The organism is Citrobacter sp. Cb080 (assembly GCF_030334745.1).
GTDB lineage: Bacteria > Pseudomonadota > Gammaproteobacteria > Enterobacterales > Enterobacteriaceae > Citrobacter > Citrobacter braakii.
This window is the reverse complement of record NZ_JAOWDG010000063.1, coordinates 131,843-152,933: the sequence shown is the minus strand read 5'-3', so window position 1 is coordinate 152,933 and position 21,091 is coordinate 131,843. Positions and strand designations below refer to the sequence as shown.

The 21,091-nt window shown below is 48.7% G+C and carries 23 protein-coding genes and 1 rRNA gene; 13 read left to right on the top strand and 11 right to left on the bottom strand.

The annotated features are described in order from the left end of the window. Positions 1–82, top strand: a 5S ribosomal RNA gene (gene rrf, locus OGV38_RS25120); the annotation flags it as partial. Between the two features lie 84 nt (positions 83–166). Here rrf and OGV38_RS11955 read toward each other — a convergent pair. From OGV38_RS11955 to OGV38_RS11925, 7 genes are all read right to left on the bottom strand, one after another. Then, positions 167–925 (bottom strand): amino acid ABC transporter ATP-binding protein, encoded by a 759-nt coding sequence (locus tag OGV38_RS11955; RefSeq protein WP_016154732.1) that lies wholly within the window; start codon positions 923–925, stop codon positions 167–169. A 7-nt stretch (positions 926–932) separates the two neighbouring features. After that, on the bottom strand, positions 933–2,036 hold the full coding sequence (locus OGV38_RS11950) for an amino acid ABC transporter permease (RefSeq protein ID WP_016157600.1): 1,104 nt from the start codon (positions 2,034–2,036) through the stop codon (positions 933–935). Between the two features lie 9 nt (positions 2,037–2,045). Next, complete coding sequence (locus tag OGV38_RS11945) at positions 2,046–3,227, bottom strand: amino acid ABC transporter permease (RefSeq protein WP_049040272.1); 1,182 nt, start codon at positions 3,225–3,227, stop codon at positions 2,046–2,048. 69 nt (positions 3,228–3,296) lie between these two features. Continuing rightward, complete coding sequence (locus tag OGV38_RS11940; protein WP_003025295.1) at positions 3,297–4,322, bottom strand: amino acid ABC transporter substrate-binding protein; 1,026 nt, start codon at positions 4,320–4,322, stop codon at positions 3,297–3,299. A gap of 460 nt (positions 4,323–4,782) precedes the next feature. Then, positions 4,783–5,004: a lipoprotein gene (locus OGV38_RS11935; protein WP_003025292.1), complete on the bottom strand. Its 222-nt coding sequence runs from the start codon at positions 5,002–5,004 to the stop codon at positions 4,783–4,785. Between the two features lie 272 nt (positions 5,005–5,276). Further along, a complete protein-coding gene (locus tag OGV38_RS11930) occupies positions 5,277–8,390 on the bottom strand; it encodes an efflux RND transporter permease subunit (RefSeq protein WP_142418145.1) in 3,114 nt (1,037 codons plus the stop codon). A gap of 11 nt (positions 8,391–8,401) precedes the next feature. Continuing rightward, complete coding sequence (locus OGV38_RS11925) at positions 8,402–9,565, bottom strand: efflux RND transporter periplasmic adaptor subunit (RefSeq protein ID WP_075848814.1); 1,164 nt, start codon at positions 9,563–9,565, stop codon at positions 8,402–8,404. A 413-nt stretch (positions 9,566–9,978) separates the two neighbouring features. Here OGV38_RS11925 and envR point away from each other — a divergent pair, with 413 nt between their 5' ends. Continuing rightward, positions 9,979–10,635, top strand: coding sequence for an acrEF/envCD operon transcriptional regulator (gene envR / locus OGV38_RS11920; RefSeq protein ID WP_047359095.1), 657 nt, complete (start codon positions 9,979–9,981; stop codon positions 10,633–10,635). A gap of 46 nt (positions 10,636–10,681) precedes the next feature. On the opposite strand, the gene OGV38_RS11915 is transcribed toward envR, so the two are convergent. Both OGV38_RS11915 and yhdJ read right to left on the bottom strand, forming a co-directional pair. Beyond that, complete coding sequence (locus OGV38_RS11915) at positions 10,682–10,846, bottom strand: DUF2556 family protein (RefSeq protein WP_003025279.1); 165 nt, start codon at positions 10,844–10,846, stop codon at positions 10,682–10,684. Between the two features lie 82 nt (positions 10,847–10,928). Next, positions 10,929–11,813 (bottom strand): adenine-specific DNA-methyltransferase, encoded by an 885-nt coding sequence (gene yhdJ / locus OGV38_RS11910; RefSeq protein ID WP_016157595.1) that lies wholly within the window; start codon positions 11,811–11,813, stop codon positions 10,929–10,931. A 289-nt stretch (positions 11,814–12,102) separates the two neighbouring features. On the opposite strand from yhdJ, the gene OGV38_RS11905 reads away from it, so the two are divergent. The 3 genes from OGV38_RS11905 (at position 12,103) to OGV38_RS11895 (ending at position 14,518) form a co-directional block, all read left to right on the top strand. Beyond that, positions 12,103–13,326, top strand: coding sequence for a tyrosine-type recombinase/integrase (locus OGV38_RS11905; RefSeq protein WP_275143823.1), 1,224 nt, complete (start codon positions 12,103–12,105; stop codon positions 13,324–13,326). Beyond that, positions 13,323–14,195, top strand: coding sequence for a DUF6387 family protein (locus tag OGV38_RS11900; protein WP_275143821.1), 873 nt, complete (start codon positions 13,323–13,325; stop codon positions 14,193–14,195). The genes OGV38_RS11905 and OGV38_RS11900 overlap by 4 nt, the downstream gene beginning before the upstream one ends. A gap of 113 nt (positions 14,196–14,308) precedes the next feature. After that, positions 14,309–14,518: a helix-turn-helix transcriptional regulator gene (locus OGV38_RS11895; protein WP_069219458.1), complete on the top strand. Its 210-nt coding sequence runs from the start codon at positions 14,309–14,311 to the stop codon at positions 14,516–14,518. Positions 14,519–15,057: 539 nt separating this feature from the next. Here the strand turns inward: OGV38_RS11895 and OGV38_RS11890 are convergent. Together OGV38_RS11890 and OGV38_RS11885 are read right to left on the bottom strand one after the other, a co-directional pair. Then, positions 15,058–15,324 carry a hypothetical protein gene (locus tag OGV38_RS11890; RefSeq protein ID WP_127768427.1) on the bottom strand — a complete coding sequence of 89 codons (267 nt, stop codon included), beginning with the start codon at positions 15,322–15,324 and terminating at the stop codon, positions 15,058–15,060. Further along, positions 15,321–15,512 (bottom strand): YlcI/YnfO family protein, encoded by a 192-nt coding sequence (locus tag OGV38_RS11885; RefSeq protein ID WP_047715940.1) that lies wholly within the window; start codon positions 15,510–15,512, stop codon positions 15,321–15,323. Before OGV38_RS11885 ends, OGV38_RS11890 begins: the two co-directional genes overlap by 4 nt. A gap of 187 nt (positions 15,513–15,699) precedes the next feature. Here OGV38_RS11885 and OGV38_RS11880 point away from each other — a divergent pair, with 187 nt between their 5' ends. The 8 genes from OGV38_RS11880 (at position 15,700) to OGV38_RS11845 (ending at position 20,967) form a co-directional block, all read left to right on the top strand. Further along, positions 15,700–15,969 carry a host cell division inhibitor Icd-like protein gene (locus OGV38_RS11880; protein ID WP_275143818.1) on the top strand — a complete coding sequence of 90 codons (270 nt, stop codon included), beginning with the start codon at positions 15,700–15,702 and terminating at the stop codon, positions 15,967–15,969. Beyond that, positions 15,962–16,150 carry a hypothetical protein gene (locus tag OGV38_RS11875; RefSeq protein WP_286473342.1) on the top strand — a complete coding sequence of 63 codons (189 nt, stop codon included), beginning with the start codon at positions 15,962–15,964 and terminating at the stop codon, positions 16,148–16,150. The genes OGV38_RS11880 and OGV38_RS11875 overlap by 8 nt, the downstream gene beginning before the upstream one ends. Then, positions 16,143–16,454: a hypothetical protein gene (locus OGV38_RS11870; protein ID WP_182936580.1), complete on the top strand. Its 312-nt coding sequence runs from the start codon at positions 16,143–16,145 to the stop codon at positions 16,452–16,454. The genes OGV38_RS11875 and OGV38_RS11870 overlap by 8 nt, the downstream gene beginning before the upstream one ends. Next, positions 16,451–16,819 (top strand): hypothetical protein, encoded by a 369-nt coding sequence (locus tag OGV38_RS11865; protein ID WP_275143814.1) that lies wholly within the window; start codon positions 16,451–16,453, stop codon positions 16,817–16,819. Before OGV38_RS11870 ends, OGV38_RS11865 begins: the two co-directional genes overlap by 4 nt. Further along, a complete protein-coding gene (locus OGV38_RS11860; protein ID WP_286473339.1) occupies positions 16,816–18,615 on the top strand; it encodes a DNA primase family protein in 1,800 nt (599 codons plus the stop codon). The genes OGV38_RS11865 and OGV38_RS11860 overlap by 4 nt, the downstream gene beginning before the upstream one ends. 566 nt (positions 18,616–19,181) lie before the next feature. Continuing rightward, entirely contained in the window at positions 19,182–20,222 is a 1,041-nt protein-coding gene (locus OGV38_RS11855) for a major capsid protein (RefSeq protein ID WP_172729378.1), read from the top strand. Between the two features lie 9 nt (positions 20,223–20,231). Beyond that, positions 20,232–20,573, top strand: a complete 342-nt coding sequence (locus tag OGV38_RS11850) for a head decoration protein (protein WP_286473337.1) — start codon at positions 20,232–20,234, stop codon at positions 20,571–20,573. A 10-nt stretch (positions 20,574–20,583) separates the two neighbouring features. Then, positions 20,584–20,967 (top strand): helix-turn-helix transcriptional regulator, encoded by a 384-nt coding sequence (locus OGV38_RS11845; protein ID WP_053388741.1) that lies wholly within the window; start codon positions 20,584–20,586, stop codon positions 20,965–20,967. Positions 20,968–21,091 lie beyond the last annotated feature (124 nt).

The following is a 21,091-nucleotide window of genomic DNA, read 5'->3' as shown; positions in this document are numbered from 1 at the left end:
CCATGCCGAACTCAGAAGTGAAACGCCGTAGCGCCGATGGTAGTGTGGGGTCTCCCCATGCGAGAGTAGGGAACTGCCAGACATCAAATAAAAACAAAAGGCCCAGTCGAAAGACTGGGTCTTTTGTTTTATCTGTTAAACGCCGGGCTGTATCCGGCGCATGACTTTAATGAATAACCTGCGATAAAAACGCACGAGTGCGTTCAGATTTGGGGTGAGCAAAAAACTCATCCGGTGCTGCCTGTTCAACAATCTCGCCAAGATCCATAAAGATCACCCGGTCGGCCACTGTGCGGGCAAAGCCCATTTCATGGGTAACACACAGCATGGTCATACCTGATTGCGCCAGACCTATCATGGTATCAAGTACTTCTTTTACCATTTCAGGATCCAACGCTGATGTAGGTTCATCGAATAACATAATTTTAGGTTTCATGCACAGTGAGCGTGCAATGGCTACGCGCTGTTGCTGCCCACCAGAGATTTGCCCGGGATATTTATGCGCATGTTCAGCAATGCGAACTCGCTCAAGGTAGTGCATTGCCAGAGCTTCAGCCTCTTTTTTTGGCATCTTTTGCACCCAGATCGGTGCCAGCGTGCAGTTTTGCAGGACCGTCAAATGAGGAAAGAGATTAAAGTGCTGAAAAACCATGCCAACTTCTTGTCTGACGCGCTCAATATTGCGGATATCTTCATTGAGTTCGATCCCATCCACCACAATACGTCCTTGCTGATGCTCTTCAAGATGGTTGATACAGCGGATAGTTGTCGATTTACCCGAACCGGAAGGTCCGCATAATACGATGCGTTCTCCCTGCTTTACCTTCAGGTTGATGTTTTTCAGGACGTGAAACTGTCCGTACCATTTGTTGACGTTTTCCAGCGTAATCATCGCGTCGGTAGACGGCATTAATAATTGGCTCATAAATTCCTCAGTGCGGTGTACGCCCGGTGTTAAAACGTTTTTCCAGATGTTGGCTGTAACGCGACATGCTAAAACAGAAGATCCAGTAAATCAGTGCAGCGAAAACATATCCTTCCGTCGACATACCCAACCATGCAGGGTCCACAGTTGCCTGCTGCACGCTACTGAAGAGATCAAACAGGCCGATGATGATGACCAGACTGGTATCCTTAAACAGGGCGATAATCGTGTTAACCAGACCCGGAATAACCAGCTTGAGGGCTTGCGGAAGAATGACCAGCCCTTGCGTTTTCCAATACCCTAACGCCAGTGATTCAGCGGCTTCATACTGACCTTTTGGTAGGGCCTGTAACCCTCCGCGAACCACTTCTGCGACATACGCCGACTGGAAAAGAATCACGCCGACCAGCGCCCGGATAAGTTTGTCGATACTGGTCCCTTCGGACATAAACAGAGGAAGCATGACCGAGGACATAAAAAGGACGGTAATCAACGGCACACCGCGCCAGAACTCAATGAAAATGACGGATAAAATCCGCACGACTGGCATATGAGACCGACGTCCAAGCGCCAGTAAAATACCCCACGGAAGCGCGCCCGCAATCCCCACGGATGCAATGATAAGCGTCAGTGTTAATCCGCCCCACTGTCGGGTTTCTACGCGCTCAAGTCCGAAAAAACCACCGTACATCAACCACCAGACCACCACGGGATAAACGACGGCCCAGACGGCGATATAGCGGCCACGGTGGGGAATAGATTTCCAGAACATAGGGACGATAGAGGCCAGGCCAATGATCAGGGCCAGATTTACGCGCCAGCGCTGATCGTGGGGATAAAGTCCATACATGAATTGCCCAAAGCGTTCATGAATGAACACCCAGCAAGCCCCAGCTTTGGTGCAGTCTGCGCGGGTTGAACCGACCCAGTTGGCCTGAAAGAATACCCAGTTCAGCAGTGGCGGAAGAAATGACCAAATCAGCCAAACGCACAGCAGCGTGAGCAGGCTATTTGACCAACTGGAGAACAGGTTTTTACGCATCCAGAGTAGACTGCGGCTTGCCGGGTTACTATTCTGACGCGAGGGGTGAGACAGCAGTGCTTTTGTCATCATGGCTCCTTAGCGCTCAATCAGTGCAATACGGCGGTTATAAATATTCATCAGCAGAGAAATGCTCAGGCTGATGATCAGGTACACCGACATCGTGATAGCAATAGTTTCAATGGCTTGCCCTGTTTGATTGAGTACCGTGCCGGCAAACAGTGAAACCATATCCGGGTAGCCAATAGCGGCCGCAAGTGAGGAGTTTTTGACGATATTCAGATACTGGCTGGTTAATGGGGGAATGATGACGCGTAGCGCCTGTGGGATGATCACCTGGCGCAGTGTCACCGGATTTGGTAGACCCAACGAGCGTGCTGCTTCATGTTGCCCATAAGGAACGGCCTGGATTCCCGCTCGAATAATTTCTGCAATAAACGCCGAGGTATACACTGAAAGCGCCAGCGTCAGGGCAGCCAGTTCGGGAATAAGCACCATACCGCCACGGAAGTTAAAACCGCGAAGGGCGGGGATATCCCAGTGAAGCGCTGCGCCAAACAGCCACTGTGAGATCATCGGTAAAAGCACGATCAGCGCCAGAGCCGTGGGCCAGGTCCGGCGTAGCTGACCGGTTTTAGTCTGGTGCATTCTGTTGTAGCGAAATAGCCCGATAGTGACGACGATAGTGATAATTACAGCGCCGCAAAAGGCAAAAAATCCTTCTCCCATTTGCGGTGCCGGAATATAGAGTCCCCGGTTACTCAGAAACATCAAGTCCAGCGCGTTAACGGCCTGACGTGGGCCGGGCAGGTTACGTAATACGGCGAAATACCAAAAGAAGATCTGCAGCAGCGGCGGTATATTGCGGAACGTTTCGATGTAGATCGTCGAGAGCTTTCGTAATAACCAGTTATCTGACAGGCGTGCCAGTCCGAGAAAGAAACCGAGAATTGATGCAAAAACAATGCACAGTGCAGAAACCAATAGCGTATTGAGCAGGCCAACGATAAAAACACGGCCATACGTATCGCCTTGCTCGTAATCGATCAGATGCTGGACAATACCAAATCCGGCGCTGCGATCGAGAAAAGAGAATCCCGAGGTAATACCGCTATTATTCAGGTTATTTATCGTGTTATGGATGAGATAGACCGCAATGCTGATGACTGCAATGACGGCAAGTATTTGAAATAACCAGGCGCGGACCGCAGGGTTAGAAAAGGATAACGATCCTTTTACGATTGAGCGGCGATGGAACATAAGAAAACCTCGGTAACTATGACTCTGGACTGAGCGCCGCAGTCGCGGCGCCCGTTACATCACTACGTATTAGCGCACCGGTGGCGCATATTGAATGCCACCGTTATTCCAGAGGTTGTTCTGTCCACGTTTGATCTTCAGTGGGCTTTCCGATCCCACGTTACGCTCAAAGATCTCCGAGTAGTTACCTACCTGCTTGATAATGTTGTAAGCCCATTTGTTATCAAGCTTCAGATCCTTACCATAATCCCCTTCTTTGCCTAACAGGTGTGCCATATCCGGCGTTGCAGGATTAGCCGCTTTTTCATCGACGTTTTTCGAGTTAACGCCCATTTCTTCCGCATTCAGCATGGCGAACAGCGTCCAGCGAACAATGGAGAACCACTCATCGTCTCCACGACGTACAACAGGTCCCAGCGGTTCTTTAGAAATAACTTCTGGCAGGACAATCCATTCCGCAGGATTACTCAGCTTGATTCGCAGGGCGTACAATTGAGACTGGTCGGAAGCCAGCGTGTCGCAGCGTCCAGATTCCAGAGCTTTAGCTGATTCATCCGAGCGGTCAAAAGTGACAGGGGTGTACTTCATGTTGTTGGCTTTAAAGTAGTCAGCCACGTTCAGTTCGGTATCTGTTCCTGCCTGGATACAAACCGTTGCGCCATCCAGCTCTTTAGCACTCTTGAGACCCGCTTTATTGTGGGTAAGAAAACCAATGCCGTCGTAATACGTTACGCCAGTGAAAGACATTCCCATTCCTGCGTCACGAGAGGAGGTCCAGGTGGTATTACGAGAGAGCATGTCGACTTCACCTGATTGTAGTGCGGTAAAGCGTTCCTTGGCGGTGAGCGGGGTATATTTTACTTTGCTATCATCGCCAAATACGGCGGAGGCAACGCCACGACATACGTCGACATCAATACCTGAGAACTTACCGCTTGCATCGGCATAAGAAAAGCCAGGCAACCCGTCACTGATCCCACACTGCACAAAACCTTTTTTCTTTACGGCATCAAGTGTTGCGCCGGCATGTGCCTGATTTGCAACCGCAAGCAGCACGCCGGCCGCAGCCAGGCTGGCTATTATCATCTTTTTCATAGAGCATCCTGTGTGGAGGAATTATTGTTATGGAAACGTTCTGAAAACGTCTTTTACCTGTCTGTGGCTATGGCCATACTCTTTTAAGCAAAGGTAGTGCCAGGTTTTTGCGCACGATTATTCGACGCAATATCCAGAGTGTAGACAGGAAAAAATAAATGCAGCGCCCTGAAGTGGTGCAAAATTGAAACGTAAGCCACATTTCGGCGCAAAAAATTTAAAAATCAAACCGGACGCGTGATAACGATTTCGTACGTTAATATTGATGACGTGAGAATAATGAAAAGAAAGCGCGCTGTTACGAAGAACTGAAAAAATGCTAATTTCAAATCGTGGATATGTGAGGAAAATCTATAATAATTTTATTATACGTTGAGTGCTATATACCAACGTTTTGTCTTATATGAAGATTTAATTCTTATTGCAAAAAGCGCGGTACCCACCGCGCTTTTAAGAAGATTTATTTGGTCAGGGCGACTATCCCAAGCGTCAGCCCGGCAACGGCTGCTGCGCCACCGGCGATGGCACCGGCTGTTTCCCAGTTATCCTGCGTGGTGCCTTTCATACAGGTATTGGTATGAACCAGGCGCCCCTGATCGTCGTATACAGGTACGCAAGGAGAATCGTGTGCACAGCCGGCCAGGAATGCGGTAAGCAATGCAACGGATATTAATCTTTTCATGGTGTTACCTCAAAAATAAGCGTTTCGCTAATTGAGCAAAGACAAACGCTAAGCCATCTGCGAACTCGGCGATTATTTTACCACTTCTTAAAAAAATACTGACATGAGGAATAATCTCAATTCATGTGGATTGTAAAAATAATGGATAAAAAGAAAGGTGATTCGCGATTTTTTCAGGAAGGGTTTATTAGAAATAAATGGCTATCTTATTAATAAATAAAGAGGGGCATCTTAGGTGAAAAAGGCGTCCGAAGACGCCTTTATTTTACAAATTAAACGTTGCGTCGACTAAAACGCCGTCTGACGACAACGAAGAAGACGGGGACGAAGAAGATTGCTAACAATGTCGCGGTCAGCATGCCTCCCATTACGCCTGTACCGACCGCATTCTGCGCCCCGCTACCTGCTCCGTGGCTGATAACCAGAGGCATAACCCCCAGAATAAACGCCAGGGATGTCATCAGGATTGGACGAAGACGCATGCGTGACGCCTCCAGTGTGGCTTCAATCAACCCTTTACCTTCTTTATCCATCAGGTCTTTGGCAAACTCCACGATAAGGATAGCGTTTTTGGCGGAAAGACCGATGGTAGTCAGCAGACCTACCTGGAAGTAAACGTCGTTATTCAGACCGCGTATGGACGCCGCCAGAAGCGCACCGACCACGCCGAGCGGTACAACCAACATGACTGAAAATGGAATAGACCAGCTCTCATACAATGCGGCGAGACACAGGAAGACGACGATTAACGAAATAGCGTATAACGCAGGTGCCTGATTGCCGGAGAGCCGTTCCTGATATGACATCCCCGTCCAGTCATAGCCGATACCGGTTGGCAGCTGTGCTGCCAGGTTTTCCATGAGCGCCATGGCTTCACCGGTGCTTCGACCCGGCGCGGCCTCTCCCAGTATTTCCATTGATGGCATACCGTTGTAACGCTCCAGGCGGGGTGAACCATAAATCCAATGCGACGAACTGAACGCAGAGAATGGCACCATTTCACCATTCCCACTACGTACGTAGAGATTGTTGATGTCGTTGGGTAACATACGGAACGGCGCGTCAGCCTGAACGTATACCTTTTTCACTCGGCCATGATCGATAAAATCGTTCACATAGGTGCCGCCAAGGGCCGTGGAAATCGTTTGGTTTATATCCGACAGACTTACGCCTAACGCCTGGGCTTTTTCCTGATCAATATCCAGCTTAAATTGCGGGGTATCTTCCAGACCGTTAGGGCGCACGCGCACCAGTAAATCTGGATGCTCTCTCACCATACCCAGCAACTGGTTCCGGGCTTTAGTCAGTTCTGTATGACCGAGGTTAGCCTGATCAATTAACTGAAAATCAAAGCCGGTCGCGGTACCCAGTTCAAGAATGGCAGGCATGTTGAACGGGAACACCAGTCCATCTTTAATCTGGCTGAACGCCCTGGTCGCACGTTCGACGATAGCCGTCACGCCGTTTTCATCGCCCGAACGCTCTTCCCATGGTTTGAGGCTAATAAAGACGATACCGGAGTTCTGTCCCTGGCCGCTAAAGCTGAAGCCATTAACGGTGAACACCGATTTTACGTTCGCTTTTTCCTGGTTCAGGTAGTAATTCTGAATCTGATCCAGCACCTGCTGTGTGCGCGTCTGTGTCGCACCGGCAGGAAGTTGCACCATTGTCATAAAGACCCCCTGATCCTCATCGGGCAAGAAGGAGGTAGGGAGGCGTAAAAACAGAACAGCCATTCCGCCGACGATAAGAACATATAGCAACAAGTAGCGTCCGGTTTTGCGCAGAATACCGCTGATACTATTGCTGTAATGCCCGACGCTTTTATCGAACAGGGCGTTAAACCATCCGAAAAAACCGCCTTTCTTTTCAACATGTCCGGCGGAAACGGGTTTTAGCAGCGTTGCACAAAGCGCTGGCGTAAGAATGAGGGCGACCAGAACAGAAAGCGCCATCGCTGAAACAATGGTCAGAGAGAACTGGCGGTAAATGGCGCCGGTCGAGCCGCCAAAGAACGCCATGGGGATAAATACCGCCGAGAGCACCATCGCGATCCCGACCAGTGCGCCCTGGATCTGGACCATGGATTTCTGCGTCGCCTCTTTGGGCGGCAGTTTCTCTTCCGCCATGACGCGTTCGACGTTTTCTACTACCACGATGGCGTCATCGACCAGCAGGCCGATGGCCAGCACCATTCCGAACATCGTTAGCGTGTTGATGGAGAATCCGAATGCGGCGAGGATCGCGAATGTTCCCAACAGCACGACAGGCACTGCGATAGTTGGAATTAGCGTGGCGCGTAGATTTTGCAGGAACAGGTACATCACCAGGAAGACGAGGATGATGGCTTCAAACAGCGTTTTCACCACCTCGTTAATCGAGATTTTTACAAATGGTGTAGTGTCATAGGGGTAAACCACTTGCAAACCTTGCGGGAAGAAAGGTTGTAACTCAGCCAGCTTTGCTTTGACGCCTGCGGCAGTATCCAGCGCATTTGCACCGGTCGCCAGCTTAATGCCCAGACCTGTTGCGGGCTGACCATTAATTTTCGTCACCATGTTATAGTTTTCGCCGCCCAGTTCGATGCGGGCTACATCTCTGAGGTGAACCATTGAGCCATCCTGGCCCACCTTCAGCGTTATGCGACCAAACTCTTCCGGCGTTTTCAGGCGTGTCTGAGCAATAATGGAGGCATTAAGTTGTTGACCCTGGACGGATGGTGCGCCTCCCAGTTGGCCTGCGGCAATCTGATTGTTTTGCGTTCTCAGTTGATTGATAACGTCCAGCGGAGTCAACTGATATTTGTTCATTGCATTGCTGTCGAGCCAGATGCGCATTGCGTACTGTGCACCAAACATCTGGACATCGCCGACACCTGCTGTTCGGCTTATTGCGTCTTTAACGTTAGACGCCACATAGTCGGAAATATCATCCTGCGTCAGATTGTTATTATCGGAGACAAAACCCGCCACCATCAGGAAACCGCTACTGGATTTCTCGACGCTGATCCCCTGCTGCTGTACTTCCTGTGGCAGTAAGGGCATCGCTAACTGTAATTTGTTTTGCACCTGGACCTGTGCGATATCCGGGTCAGTACCCGACTCGAAAGTCAGAGTAATGGTGACGCTCCCGGAGGAATCGCTGGTGGAGGACATATACATCAGGTTATCGATACCGTTCATATTCTGTTCGATAACCTGCGTAACCGTGTCTTGTACTGTCTGCGCATCCGCACCTGGGTAGGTGGCAGAAATAGCGACCGCAGGAGGTGCAATGGTCGGATACTGTGCAACGGGCAGTTGCATGATTGCCAGAGCCCCTGCCATCATCAGAATGATGGCCAGAACCCAGGCAAAAATAGGGCGATTGATAAAAAAGTTAGCCATGTCCGGTTACCTTATTGCGCAGTTTTTGCGGCTGGAGTTTCGGTATCGGTGGTTGCTTTAACCTTTATGCCGGGACGCGCTTTCTGCAATCCGCTGACGATAACCTTATCGCCAGGCTGTAAGCCCTCGCTGATTAACCACTTATCACCTATCGCCTGAGTAGCAATGACGGTGCGAGCCTCGACCTGACTCTTGTCATTGACAACCATCACCGTTGCATCACCGCGTGGCGTACGCGTTACCCCTTGTTGGGGAACGAGAATGGCATTCGGCTGGACGCCTTCATCAATACGAGCACGCACAAACATGCCCGGCAGCAGCGTGTGCTGTGGGTTAGGGAATACGGCCCTGAGGGTGATGGATCCGGTACTTTCATCAACGGTGACATCAGAGAACTGCAACGCACCTTTCAGCGGGTACGACTGACCATTTTCCATCACCAGTTCGACGGTACTGCTGGCGCTGTCTTTATGCAGGCTCCCTTGCTCAACGGACTGTTTAAGGCGCATAAAGTCATTACTGGACTGTGTTACGTCGACGTAAATAGGATCAAGTTGTTGCACGGTAGCAAGCTCAGTTGCCTGGCCATTCGTGACTAATGCGCCTTCGGTGACGTTAGATTTACCGATACGTCCGCTAATGGGCGATGTCACTTTGGTGTAGGCCAGGTTGATACGAGCGCTTTCGACCGCCGCTTTTGCCGCGATAACGGAGGCATCGGCCTGGCGAGCATCAGCAATGGCCTGATCGTACTCTTGCTGGCTGATGTACTTAGTGCCAACCAGCGGGACATAACGTTTTACCGTTAAATGTGCGATAGCTGCTGCCGCTTCACTCTTTGCCAGTTCGCCTTTGGCGCTGTCGTAGTCGGCCTGGTAAGTCGCAGGATCGATCTGATAAAGCGACTGACCGGCTTCAACATCGCTTCCCTCGGTGAAATTCCGTTTAAGTACAATCCCGCTGACCTGAGGACGGACTTCAGCAATACGAAATGCTGTTGTGCGCCCAGGTAATTCGGTCGTCACGGCTAAAGGCGCCTTTTCGACGACATGGACAGTCACCTGCGGCTCTGCGGGGTGAGCTTGTGTTTCTCCCTGATCGTTACAACCGGCGAGTAATACAGCGGACATGATGATGAATGAGGGCAGGAGTGAAAACCTGGCATTTTTCGTCATTTCTATTCCTTAAAAAACCGAACGCTCGTTATTAACCGGGTAACGCAGAGGCGATAACGCGCACAAGTGAAAATAATGGTTGGCTATCCTACAAATTATTAGCTTGCGATGTAAGCAATACTTATTTATGGGCGCGATACACGGCACGTAAAAACAAAAAAGGATTTATCTTCGGTTGTTTCATTATGGTTTTAATAGTAATGCTATGATGCGCATAAACACATATTGAAATAAGTATTTGATTGGTGAATATATTGGTGGTTGTTATTTGTTTTGTTTATTCGTGTGCAATATCCATAATTAACTGTTTTAGAACTCGTCTAAATAAACGCTAAGTGATACATTTGTTCCGTTTAGCAAATATTACATAAGAAAGTTAATCATTCTCTACCTTACCTCAGACAGTCGAAACCATGGCCAGAAAAACGAAAGCTGATGCCCTCAAAACACGACAGCACCTGATAGAAACAGCGATTATGCAGTTTGCCGTGCGTGGTGTTAGCAATACGACGTTAAACGACATTGCGGATGCCGCCAGCGTGACGCGGGGGGCGCTCTATTGGCATTTTGAAAATAAGACGCAATTGTTCAATGCGCTATGGTTACAACAACCTTCATTACGCGATCTTATTCAGGATAAGCTTATTGGTCGTTGGGGGGATAATCCTTTACAGCGACTGCGTGAAAAGTTTGTAGTGGGATTGCAATATATTGCACAGAATCCTCGCCAGCAGGCATTAATGCAAATTTTATATCATAAATGTGAATTTCATAACGATATGATATCAGAACAGACCATTCGCGATAAAATAGGTCTCAGTCATCAAAGCATTCGTGATTCACTGCAAAAGTGCGTGGATGAAAATCTGATTGCTACCAGTCTGGATTTAGATGTCATCATCATTATTCTGCATGGTAGCTTTAGCGGGATAATAAAAAACTGGTTAATGAATCCAGTGAGTTATGATTTGTATGGGCAAGCGCCAGTATTAGTTGATAACGTATTAAAAATGTTAAGCCCAGACGGCTGTGTAATGCAATTAATGCAGAGTGAAAATCAGCCAGGGTAGTTTTAGCCGCCAGGGCCTGACGGCTGTCGACGTATTTTTCGTCGTGCTATTCGAGGTCGACGCAGTTGACCAGCTTGAGGGGGTTTACAGAATTCATATTCCGGCACTTATCGTGCTCCGTTGTCATCAGCTCTATCCACTGAATGAGCAGCGCATCAAAGAGAAAAACGAAGACCGCAAAAACAACCAGCCACCAATACTTGCGAATCATTACCAAACCCTGTGTATTCATGCCCAAGCGTGCAGGGAATATACACGAAATCTGCAAGCTGAAAAGCAGACTTACAATGCCTTTACTTTGCTGAAAGATCGCCGCTCTTTGCTGTTAATCGACTCTTTTTAGACAGATTTTTTGTCTTCCGCTTTTTCACCTTTGCAAGTTCATTCTCTGAAAAATGCGAACCAATGCTCATTCTTCTGAGCCCCATTTTTACGTACTCGGCATTGATTTCAATCCCGACAAACTTGCGACCTAATTCCACGGCAGTGGCACCGGTAGTGAAGCTACCGGCAAACGGATCCAGCACGCTGTCATCTGGACTGGAGGAAGCCAGAATGATGCGTTCAAGGAGGGCTTTGGGTTTTTGAGTCGGGTGATTTTCGTATTCGTCCATCAGATAACGAACGCGTGGAAACTCCCAGACATTGCCTGGTACTTTTTTCTGGTTGTAAGGTTGAGGCGGGTTCTTTCTGTAGTCTATCAGTGCACGTTTAGCGCCCGTTTTGGCTTCAACCAAAATATCATCACGATTAAACGTGTAGTTTTTCTGATCTTTTACCATCATCAGAAGCGGTTCATACATCGAACCAAAGTGATTTTTGGCCTGCACCCCGGAGCTATCGTATGACCACACGATACGGCTCTTGATGGTAAAGAGCTGGCGGCATTTGAGATCGATGTACGGCATGTTCTCCGTACTGTTCATGATGTACATGGTGCCGTGTGATTTGAGAATGCGATGGCACTCGTCAATGCACTCAAACAGCCATGCCAAAAATGCCTCTTCGTCCCAGGATTCCACCATCCCGTCAAAGTCTTTACCGATGTTATAAGGTGGGTCGGCGAAAATGAGATCGACGCTTTCTGACGGCAGCTTTTTCAGTTCGGTCAGAGCATCACCCAGGATTATCTTTTTAGATTCATCGCCAAAATAGACAGGTTCACATCTTGCGTTCATCGCCAAAGCCTCCCGTGTGACGTTAATAAAAAAGGCGCTTCCCCATGCCGAGTAGCGCCTTTTAAAACAAACATTTCGCTGATTAGTATCAGTTCATGCCGTATTTTCAAAACCTACGTTTTTTGCAGTTTATCATGGTTCGTTAATGTTCATTCAATGTATTGAATACAAAAGGGAAAGTTACATTTTCGGTTTGTCTTTGTTCATTGTCGTTCATAGAGTAACATCGAAATGTGCAGTCAGTGGTGCAGTCAGTCCTGCCCACTCTCAATAATGAACTGAGGTTTTTATGGCTGGTGGAACGAACAAACTGAGCGATACCGCGCTGCGTAAAATGAATGGCCGGGAGAGTCCCGGAGACAGCTTTTATGCTGATGGTGATGGGCTGAGTATCAAGGTTTCCAAGATTGGTGTCATGACATGGTATTTCACGTTTCGAACCGGCGGCCGTGAAACGACCTCCCAACGTATAAAGTTAGGCAACTATCCAGATCTTTCTCTGAAATCTGCAAGAGAAAAGCGTGAGCAATGCCGCGCTTGGCTGGCAGAAGGCAAGAACCCAAAACATCAACTGAGCTTCACCACTCAGGAAACCCTGAAGCCGGTGACGGTGAAAGATGCTATGGATTACTGGATCAGGGAGTACGCAACCCATAAGCGGGCTAATGTAGAAAAACACATCGAGCAGCTTAATAAGCACATCTACCCATATATTGGGGCGTTCCCGCTTTCAATGTGCGAAACCAGGCACTGGCTTGAGTGTTTCGCCCGGGTACGGGATGAAGCGCCAGTGGCCGCCGGCTATCTCCTGCAGATGTGTAAACAGGCGATGAAGTTCTGCCGGGTACATCGTTATGCCGTGAGCAACGTTCTCGACGACCTGACTATTGATGATGTCGGCCGCAAGCAGAATAAGCGGGACAGGGAGCATACACGGCAGGAGTTAGTAGATATCTGGCGGGAAAGTGCCGGGATGAAGTTTAAGCCGTACTATACCGCATTGCTTCATTTGCTGGTGGCGTTCGGTTGCCGTACTCAGGAACTGAGGCTATCTACTATCGGTGAATGGGATTTACATGACTGGATCTGGACGGTGCCGAAAGAGCACAGCAAGGGTGGTGAAAAGATACTGCGGCCAATTCCCTTTGCTATGAGGCCATTCGTCAAAAGCCTGGTCGCACGAAATAAGGATACTGGCCTGTTGTTGGGGGAGTTGAAGAAACCCGAAGCCGTCAGCCAGTGGGGAAGAGGTATCTATAAACGCCTGGGGCATTCTGAGCCCTGGACGCTTCACGATCTGCGCCGGACGTTCTCCACCACACTAAACAACATGGGGATTGCGCCGCACGTTGTTGAGCAACTGCTGGGCCACTCACTCGGCGGGGTGATGGCCGTCTACAACCGTAGCCAGTATTTACCTGAAAAGCTGGACGCACTGAATAAATGGATGGAGCGTTTAGAGGTTATTTCCTCTGATTATCCTAATGTTGCTATTTTGGAGATGGCTAAATGAGTAAAAGAATTAAAAGCACACTTGATCTGCCAAAAGAATTCAACTTAAAAAAATATGAATGTATTGAGTCAATGTCTGACAAAGATTTATTTAGGCAATTATATTGGCGAATGTCGATTTTTGATGAGTGCTCATGGGATGAGAGCTTGGCGACGTATTATTTAGAACATGGAGCTAATACGCCACTTGCCGAAAGTGATCCATTCAACGAAATGAAAGTGGAAACTCCTGATTGGGCAGCTGAACAGTTTAAAGGTGGAGAGGAGTTTGTTGATAAATATCGGTCGTTTACAAAAACGACAAACGCGCTTTCTACTGGCTACGGAATCGGATATTTGTCGAGGATGGAGGTTATGTTTCTGGCTCAAGGGCAGGACTCTAAAGGGCTAAGGGCGGGGATGCCTTTCACTATAAGCAAAGAAGAACAGCAGTCTCTCATGGCTGAAAGTGATGTTAATCATGGGTTGCTTATGGCGAGAGGCTCCGATTCAGTCAGTTTGGTTACAGATAGCAGCTTATACATCAGTGTTGATCTAAATGTTCCTGATGACATTTTGATTGATGATTTTAAAAAGCTATTGCCAATTTGGCGTGAAGAAATGGAAATGGAACCGATTGATGCACCTTTAAATAATTACTGGCAGGTCGTCAGGCGAAAAATAATAGAATATAAGGTGCTTCCTTACATAGATTTAATGCACTGGTCAAAAGTTAAGAGCGTTTCTATCCCAAGCAGCGTTCTCACTGTTGCATTATGGCCCTACGGCGAGAGAGGCGATTTTGGCATTTATCAAACCATTAAGCCATTTATAGAGAAAATCATGTCGTATGATTCTTTAGAAAAACTCAAGCGTGAAATATCTCAATAACGCAGTTTGAGTATCCGATTCTCAGTAGAAATTAAGGCTTTTTGGTATAGGTGTTTTCAATATTAATACAGTGAAAAATGCCCTCGAACATTAATGAACGAGGGCGTTTTTATATGAGTTATATCAAACAATCATCCCCGCAGGCAGAGCGAGTGATCCGAGAGGCTGAGTGCCGTCAGCTTACAGGGATTTGCCGCACTACCCGCTACATGATGGAAAAGGAAGGTCAATTCCCTGCCCGCCGTAAACTGGGTGGCCGCGCTGTTGGTTGGCTTCTTTCTGAAGTCTCTGAGTGGCAACAAAGCCGCTGTAAAGCAGCTTAGGGGGAGGTATGGCACAAAAAACAAAGGCGACCATGCCGGGCCGCCAGTGTAGTACCGAAAACAAAGAACAGAATCAGCATACCAGGCCTGTCGCTGGTGGTCAAAGGTCGAGCGATGCGAAAATAATCGCTTCATCTCCTGAAACTTCAGGAACTGCGGCAATGGCGCAGTTAATACGGAATAACCAATCTCCTGAGTTTTCGGTAGCGACCATCTCAAAGATAGTTGGTTACATTTTCAGAGTAGGGGGTACTGCATTGCAGCATACCCAATACTTCCCCCAATGGGGGGAGTGTGAGCCGGTAGAGGGTACAGTGATTTTGCGCACCTCATTTAGAGTTGCACAATTGCAACTCGGTACATCCCGCCAGAACTGGGGAAACCAAGATGTTGGGTGTGGGACCTACACAAAAAAGGTAAGTAACGGTAGACGCTTTCAGTACTACACAAAAAGTGCAAAACCCCGTTATCTGGATGGTGGGGACCGATGCGAAGAAAATCACAACGGTCAGCACCAAAGCTCAAAAAAGATATTTAGCCTATATTCTGCCGTTTTCTTTCAATTGGCGTTCAATGAACTCGAGGTGTTCTTTCAACCGGCTTTTATGATTGAAGTTTTTTTTGTCGATAGTGACAGCAAGTGGATTATGAGATTTAGTTTCGGGGAAACGTACAACAATTTCGTTCCCATGATCGTCAGTTTTAACAACGCAATCATAATTAGAGAAGTGCTCTTTTACTTGGTTCAAAGCTTTCTCTGCGTCTTGGTAGCTGGACGCGGATTCGTTATGAGCTATTGCCATCATGTTGCCTCATTCAAAGCGGGTTTAGTCTTCTTACGCTGTCGGCGTTTGATCTCGCCTTTAACTGCCGTGACAATGAATTGTGCTTTTGTCTCTCCATCTTCAAGGTTTTTTTCTAAGTCCGCGACAACATCATGTGGAAAGCGAGCATTAAGCTGCTGTGATTTATTATTAGTTGAACCCGTTGCCATTACTGAGTCTCCTTGCGATAGGTGCGATTCAGTATACGCAAAAAAAATGACAATAAAAGACTTGAAGTGCGATTCACTTAAATGTAGCTTTAAATGCAAAGGTGCGATTCACCTTGTAAGTGCGAAACCCGGCAGTGTACCACCACTAACCGGGTCTCTAACCAAACCGTTAATTGGAGTAACAGTTATGGCTGATCAACAGCATACCCAAACTCGCCCTGAATTTACATGGCTATTCTTGGCTACCCCGAAGCATTACCCAGAATGCGCCCCGGTAGTTCTCCGCTTTGATGCCGACACGGAAGCCAACGCCCGCGCCGCTTTTCCCGGTTGGGAGTTGGTCTTTGCAGCAAAGATCCGCGCACAGGCTCCATGCCGTGTTTCGTTCTTCGATTACTCCACTCGCCGTGGTTGGGAGTTTGATAGCGCCGCCTCTCAGGAGGTACGCCATGCATAACATGTCAAACCAACCTACCCTCTCTCTCGATTGTGAACTGGCGGCTTTGCTGATGGTTGTCGAAGAATGTGAAGTTGATTCCGTGGGGCGTGAGAACCTTATTAGTCTGGCAAGGCGTATCTCTGACAGTTTAGCAGCGAATATGCTCGAACATGGTTCGAAAGGTGGCGATCATGCGTGATATCTACCATCTGCTCACAAAGTCTTCCCCTGAGTTTAAGAACCATACCAATGAGCAACTATCAGAGGACATTGATTTGTACGCCGCTGGCGCATTCGCCATTAACAGCGCCCTTACGCTGATCGGCAACCTGGCGATGGATGCAGTCAATGCCGAAGACTATTCCGACGAAGATGCCCGCCGCGATTTATTGCTGGTTAGCGCGGCCCTTCGGCACCTGCCACGAATGGCTACGGCACTCAGTCAAAGTAGTGACACTGCGAGTTATGTACGTGGTGAGCGTAATAAGGGGAAACAGTCATGATCAGCAACTTCAATTTCAATGAGCTGGAAAAACGCTTCGATCTGCTGGTGGAGAAAGTCACCGTTCTTGAAGAAAAGGTAAGGGTTCTCACCGATACCCAGGGCGGTGAAATCCCTCCCGGCATGACTCCCGTCGCTACGCTGGCCGCAGAGTATGGCATTTCCACCAAAAAGGCCGAGGAACTGGCGAAAAATACAGGTGTGATGCTGGTCAAACTGAAATCTGGCGGCTTTGTCGCGCCTGATGAAAAATTCAGGGAAGCGGCCCGACTGGTGCTCCGCAGCGCCAAACGCAAATACGGTTCGGCGTACTGGTTCCATCCTTTGATCGGGAAGTTCCAGATGAGCGGGGGGATCCCAGAATGAAAAATGCACCTAACCTGAAACATCTGCCAAAAGAAAAATTTACAGAGGCGGTTATTTTTGCCGGTGCTGATGCCTACGCCCACGCTAAGGGATGGGAAGAGGGGCTGGGTAAGCAAATTGCCGAAGACACAACGCCGCCTATCTATCTGGGGCCAAAGCAACTGGCAGAGCTGGATAACCTGCAAATTATCGATAAAGGGCGCCGTAGTGCCCGTGTGTATCTGGCCGGAAACATTGAGCCGATACTGATTAACGTCATTGGTGAGAAGCTGGCGCGGGCCGGAGTGCAGGATGCCAAATTGTATAAGGGCATTCCGGATCGCCAGCCAGAGGACTGGCATGATTATCTGGAGAGGATCAGGGCGGATAGTGTTGTTGTCGATCTCCCGGTAACGAAACGCGAACCAGCCCATAGCGGAGTATCACCGGCATTAAATCAGATGGGGGCCAGCCAGCGCGGAGAAGTCTTACTGGCTCATTATGACGGAGATCTGGCAATCCATGCCGACTCGGACACGGTGCACCACTATAACGGCGTGGTGTGGAACCCGCTTCCGGACAAAGAGCTGCAGCGTGAAATGGCGCAGATTTACATTGATGCTGAGGTGGCCTATTCGCAGAACGCTGTCAAATCGGCAGTGGAAACTATGAAACTGAGCCTTCCGGTCATGGGAGTGACAGCGCGGAATCTGATTGGCTTTAGTAATGGGGTATTTGATACCCGTACGGGGCAATTCAGGCAGCACAGCAAAACAGACTGGTTGTTGATCGCCAGCGAACTACCGTTCAGCCCACCAGCCGAAGGGGAAACGCTGGCCAGCCACGCGCCGAACTTCTGGAAGTGGCTTCGCCGCTCTGTGGCCAGCAACGACCGCAAAACAGATCGTGTACTGGCTGCGTTATTTATGGTGCTGGCGAACAGGTACGACTGGCAATTGTTCCTTGAAGTAACGGGGCCGGGTGGTAGCGGTAAAAGCGTGATGGCGGAGATCTGTACCATGCTGGCGGGTAAGGCTAATACGGTATCAGCCAGTATGAAAGCGCTAGAGGATGCAAGGGACAGGGCGCTGGTGGTTGGTTACTCGTTGATCATTATGCCGGATATGACCCGGTACGCTGGTGATGGTGCAGGTATTAAGGCCATAACTGGTGGTGACAAGGTGTCTATCGATCCTAAACATAAAGCACCATATTCAACCCGTATTCCGGCGGTGGTGCTGGCGGTAAACAACAATGCTATGACATTCAGCGACCGTAGCGGGGGGATTTCGCGGCGCCGGGTTATTTTCAATTTCTCGGAGGTTGTACCAGAAAACGAGCGAGACTCGATGCTGGCAGAGAAAATAGAAGGGGAACTGGCTGTAGTTATCCGCCATCTGCTTACACGTTTTGCAGATCAGGACGAAGCCAGACGGTTATTGTATGAGCAGCAGAAATCAGAGGAGGCTCTGGCGATCAAGCGTGAAGGTGATTCGCTGGTGGACTTCTGCGGCTACCTGATGGCGTCGGTAGTGTGTGACGGGATGTTTATCGGTAATGCCGAGATGGTGCCATTCAGCCCGCGCAAGTACCTGTATCACGCCTATCTGGCATACATGAGAGCCAATGGCCTGAGTAAGCCTGTCTCACTGATGCGGTTCGGTACAGATATGCCTGGCGCAATGGCTGAGTATGGGAAGGAATACCAGAAGCGGAAAACCAAACATGGCATACGCTCTAACGTAACCCTGCATGATGATTCTGGCGACTGGATGCCATCATGTGCAATCACTACTGAGAATGAAGGGGTAGAGTAAAGTTATAGATAAAGTGTTCACCAGTATTCACCCTGTTTAAAATTCTATTAATAACAGAGTGTTAAGGGGTGAACACTTATTTATTAAGTATTCACCAAGTATTCACCTGTTCACCTTTTGATTGTTTTTTGCCCTAAAGGGTGAAGGGTATGGTGAACACTAGTGAATACCTGAAAGAGTAGTATTCACCATATAACTACATGAATTTAATTAAGAAATTCGCAAAGGTGAACGGGTGAACACTTAAAAGGATATTTTTTAATTTTAAAGCTGTGGGTAGGGTGATTTTCACCACTCATTTTGCCGAGCCATAATTTTGCGAAAGACGAAAAAAAAGCGGGCTGCAACCAGACCCGCTTGGGAAAACATGGATTTTTAACGAACGATGTTATTTGGAGGAAATAACAGTGAGAACGATAACAGATATTTAGTGGGCCATATCACTGGGAATTAACTTTATACATTATTGCACTCTATTGCACATGGCCGCATTCAATCATTATGCGTTTTTCAGTGATACCATTATTTCTGTGATGAACTTTGTATTCATTTTAATGAGGTAATATATGCCAGATTTATATTCACCTGCGGCGCTGGTTCGGGTTGTTAGCGCTGAGGACATTCAGAAACAACTAAAAACCCTGTTCACTGATTTATTCTTTACCCGTGCAGTTACTTTTGAAACGCGCGATATCATCCTGGACACTATCGACGATCCAAATATTCCGATCGCGGCGTTCTGTTCGCCAATGGTGGGCAGTAAGGTGGCGCGTGATGAGGGCTACGAGTCCAAGTCTATCCGTCCGGGTTACATGAAGCCAAAGAGCAGCATTGACCCGAACAAACTAGCTGTTCGTCCGGCGGGTGTTACTCCTGAGCAATACAGCACGCTTGATACCCGCAATATCAAGGTAAAACAGTCCATCCTCAAACAGTCTATTGCTATTCGTGCGCGTATTGAATGGCTGGCCGTTCAGGCTGTCACTACCGGGAAAAATATTATTGAGGGGGAGGGGATCGAGCGTTACGAGCTGGACTGGAATATTAAATCCCAGAATATAATCACTCAGGCTGGTGGCGCTGCCTGGTCAGGTAAAGATAAAACGACGTTTGATCCAAATGACGATATTGAAACCTATTCAGAGCTGAGTGAAGGCGTAACTAATATCATCATTATGGGCGGGAACGTCTGGAAAAAATATCGTTCTTTCAAAGCGATTAAAGATGCACTCGACACGCGCCGCGGCTCCAACGCACAGCTTGAAACAGCACTTAAAGACCTGGGCGATTCAGTGAGCTTTAAAGGCTATATGGGCGATGTGGCAATTGTGGTTTATAGCGGTCGCTATACCGACGAAGACGGCACCGAAAAACATTTTCTCGATCCTGATTTGATGGTGCTGGGAAACACTGCCTTGCAGGGCATTGTGGCCTACGGCGGCATTCAGGATCCAGAACTTATCCGCATGGGTATTACCAAAGCTGAGCTGGCACCGAAGAACTACATTGTTCCAGGCGACCCAGCTATTGAGTACGTTCAGACCCACTCCGCACCGCAGCCTATCCCGGCCCGTATCAACCGTTTTGTCACCGTTCGCGTGGCCTAAGGAGTAATCATGACGACGCATTACACTGAACTGGCGGCCGGTACTGAAGCGCTGGTGACAACTCTGGGTATCTTCGCTGGAGCAAAGGGCGTTATTCCCGCGCTGACTCCACTTATGCAGGATGCTACCAATGGGGCTTTGGTGGTCTGGGATGGGGCGCATGCCGGGCAGGTTGTCTATGTATCTTGCTTTGCTGTTGATACCGCAAGCCAGACACATGCTCAGGTCTACAAAGCTGGCGTGCTGAATGTTGATGCCCTTAACTGGCCTGATGATGTAACCACGCTTTCTGCAAAAGTAGCAGCGTTCGTTGGCTCTGGTATTTCTGTTCAGCCACTGGCACTGGTGTAAGGAGATTATGATGCAAGATAAAAATAACAGCCTGATGGCCACCGCCAATGCTCTCTATCCGGATCCAGTGGTGGGTGAACTGCTGGAGATGGCAGACAAAATGAACGTCAGTGAGCGCCTGGTTGATATGAATCAGGTCATAGAACTCACCACGCTGAGCCGCCGTACATTGCTGAATCTCGAAGCGCGAGGTGAGTTTCCAGTACGCGTCCAGGTCACTGAGGGGCGCAAGGCGTGGTATCTGAGTGAAGTTATTGAATGGATCAATAACATTCCCCGGACCTCTGAAACCTGCCATGTTCCTGTACCTGCTAAGCCTGAAGCATCTCTTTGCCTTAAGGCCGAGCGTGTGCGCCAGCAGGCTCGCGGCGGGAAAAGCACGTTGATTGGCTGACCGACAGGCCCGAATGACCCGGCGGATCGGCGCGGGTCCTTTCGGGCAATTCGGCCTGCTACGGGGCGGCGACCTCGCAGATTCTTGCTATTTATGAAAATTTTCTGCGATTTGCCGTTTCTGT